Origin of the sequence: Lactobacillus sp., assembly GCF_051893255.1 — a bacterium.
Lineage (GTDB): Bacteria > Bacillota > Bacilli > Lactobacillales > Lactobacillaceae > Lactobacillus.
In genome coordinates this window covers 1,830-4,380 of record NZ_JBJFHB010000019.1, presented here as the reverse complement: position 1 = coordinate 4,380, position 2,551 = coordinate 1,830, and the positions used below count along the sequence as shown (strand labels likewise).

Annotated in this window: 3 protein-coding genes and 1 tRNA gene; all 4 read left to right on the top strand. The window is 49.7% G+C overall.

From position 1 onward, the window contains the following. Positions 1-945 (top strand): alpha-amylase family glycosyl hydrolase (locus ACI4WN_RS01515; protein ID WP_439776671.1); only part of this gene is annotated, 945 nt, incomplete at its 5' end. 243 nt (positions 946-1,188) lie between these two features. Continuing rightward, positions 1,189-1,261 (top strand) — tRNA-Thr (locus ACI4WN_RS01510). A 175-nt stretch (positions 1,262-1,436) separates the two neighbouring features. Beyond that, positions 1,437-2,147 (top strand): acetolactate decarboxylase, encoded by a 711-nt coding sequence (budA, locus tag ACI4WN_RS01505; protein ID WP_439776670.1) that lies wholly within the window; start codon positions 1,437-1,439, stop codon positions 2,145-2,147. A 12-nt stretch (positions 2,148-2,159) separates the two neighbouring features. Next, a complete protein-coding gene (locus ACI4WN_RS01500; protein WP_439776669.1) occupies positions 2,160-2,543 on the top strand; it encodes a YkvA family protein in 384 nt (127 codons plus the stop codon). Positions 2,544-2,551: the final 8 nt, after the last annotated feature.

Here is a 2,551-nt window from a genome sequence, read left to right as displayed (position 1 = left end):
GACTGGTTCTACCACAAGGCTAACGGCGACTTTGGCAACAAGGTCGGCGACTGGAGCGACGTCATCGACCTGGACTACAGCCACCAAGAGCTTTGGGACTACCAAATCGAGACCCTCTGCATGTGGGCCAAGTACGTCGACGGCTTCCGCTGCGATGTAGCACCCATGGTGCCCATAGCCTTTTGGCAAAAAGCTCGAGAAGAAGTCGCCAAGGTGCGGCCTGGCGCCATCTGGCTGGCTGAATCCGGCGACCCGGGCTTTATCCGCTTCTTGCGGGCAAAAGGTGCGGTTGGCGGGTCTGACGCTGAGCTCTACTCTGCCTTTGACATGACCTATGATTATGACATCTACGCCGATCTCAGGAGTGCCTTGACCGGGCAAAAGGACTACCGCGACTACATCGCTGGCCTCAACCGGCAAGAGGGCGTTTATCCTGAAAACTACGTCAAGGCCCACTTCTTGGAAAACCACGACGTCCTGCGGGCCCACGGCATGATCGACGATGAATCCGCCTTGCAGGCCATGACGGCCTTCGTCTACTTCATGAAGGGAGCAACGCTTATCTACAACGGGGAAGAAAAGGGCGACGCTCACCACGTAACTCTCTTTGACAAGGATCCAGTTGACTGGAGCGGGGATATTGACTTAACTCCGCTCATGCAAAAGATGCACGAGATCAAGCAGCTGCCGCTCATGGCCGAAGGCAACTTTGAAGCCAAGATCGTGCGTGACGGCGTCTTTGAGGCGGTCTACACGGAAACGACGGCTGTGGATGCTGCAGAAGAGCCAAAGAAGCTCGTAGGGATTTTTAACACAACTGGCCAAGCTGTTGCTATTCCAACTAAGTTGCCAGAAGGCATCTACCACAACCTCTTTGACGGCAGGGATGTGCAGGTCTACTCCGACATCATGCGGGTCGGCGAAATTACGATCATTGAAGCCTAAAGAAAAGACTCTAGTTATGGATTGTCCTTTTGCTCTACGGCCTGTCTTACTTGGTAGTCGGCTATGCGACTAACCTGGCCAGTTCCAAAAATTCGCCAGTGAAAAATAATCTCTCTTATTATCTCAATAACTTTTTCGGCTCAAGACTGCGGTCTTGGGCTTTTTTGGTGGGAGAAATTCAAGCTCCAAAAGTTGTGTTTGACATTGTCCCTTCATTTGCTATAATAAAAGAGTTGAAAAAATGCCAATTTAGCTCAGTTGGTAGAGCATCTCCCTCGTAAAGAGAAGGTCGTTGGTTCGATTCCAATAATTGGCACTCAGAGTACTAAAAAGCCCGTCGCTTCACTCGAAGCGGCGGACTTTTTTTGTGTCTGAGATTACTTAGTTTTTTAGAAAAAATGCCAGCAAAAACACTCGCCTGGCAGGCAAAAATTTTTTCTCGTGCTATAGTTAGCATAAGTACTAAAGATGCAATTTCTCAGGAGGCAAAAATGAGTAAAGGAGATACGCTTTTTCAGCACGGCACTTTAGCCATGCTGGTGGAAGGCCTGTTTGACGGGACCATGACGGTCAAGGATTTGTTGACCCGCGGCGATAGCGGTATTGGCACCTGCGCCGGGTTAGACGGGGAGATGGTGGTTTTGGGCGGGCGCGCCTACACCATCCGCCGGGACGGCACGGTGGAAGAGCTGGCAGGGGACGTAACCGTGCCCTTTGCCTGCGTCCACTTTGATGAAGGTAAAAATTCTCAGGCAATCACTAATTTATCCATAACTGATCTAGAGGCCAAGATCCTCCAGGAAAATTCCCGCAACGTCTTTTTTGCGGTAAAAATTACTGGGACTTTTGCCCAAATGAAGACCCGAACCGTCTTTAAGCAGGAAAAGCCATACCCTGGCCTAGTCGAAGTAGCCGATCAGCAGGCGATTTTTACCGGGGAGGACACGGAAGGGACCGTCATCGGCTACTACGCGCCCGACCTTTACCAAGGCGTGGCCTCAAGTGGTTTTCACCTCCACTATTTGAGTGATAATCACCAGTTAGGCGGCCATATCCTGGACATGGCAGTTAAAGATGGAGAATTGACTATTCAGCCTTTTGCCAATTTTAACCTCCATTTGCCAGTAGACAACTCTGACTTTTTAAAAAAGCAGATCGACACTGACCAGCTAAACGCCCAAATCCGCCAAGCAGAGCACTAGAACGGAATTTTTATGAAGGAAAAAATCAAGCAATCCCTCAGCCAGCTGAAGATGACCCTGCCAGCCTTGTTTTTGGCCTTTAAGGATCGGGAAACGCCGATTTTGGCTAAAATCCTGGCTTTTTTGACCATTGCCTACGCCTTGTCGCCAATTGACCTGATCCCCGACTTTATCCCGGTTTTAGGCTATTTAGACGACGCCGTTATTTTGCCACTCTTAGCGGCCCTCAGCATCAAGCTGATTCCCCAGCCAGTTTGGGAGAGGTGCTTAGAAAAAAGCCGCGGCATGTGGGAGCAAGGCAAGCCGAAAAAATGGTACTACGCTTTGCCGATTATTATTTTCTGGCTATTGATTATTTGGCTGATTGCTAAAGCCGTCATTAGCCACAAACAATAGCAAAATAA

Bases quoted from the DNA above. Each gene is read 5' to 3' on its own strand.
- budA (WP_439776670.1), top strand. From the start codon at position 1,437: ATGAGTAAAGGAGATACGCTTTTTCAGCACGGCACTTTAGCCATGCTG.
- ACI4WN_RS01500 (WP_439776669.1), top strand. From the start codon at position 2,160: ATGAAGGAAAAAATCAAGCAATCCCTCAGCCAGCTGAAGATGACCCTG.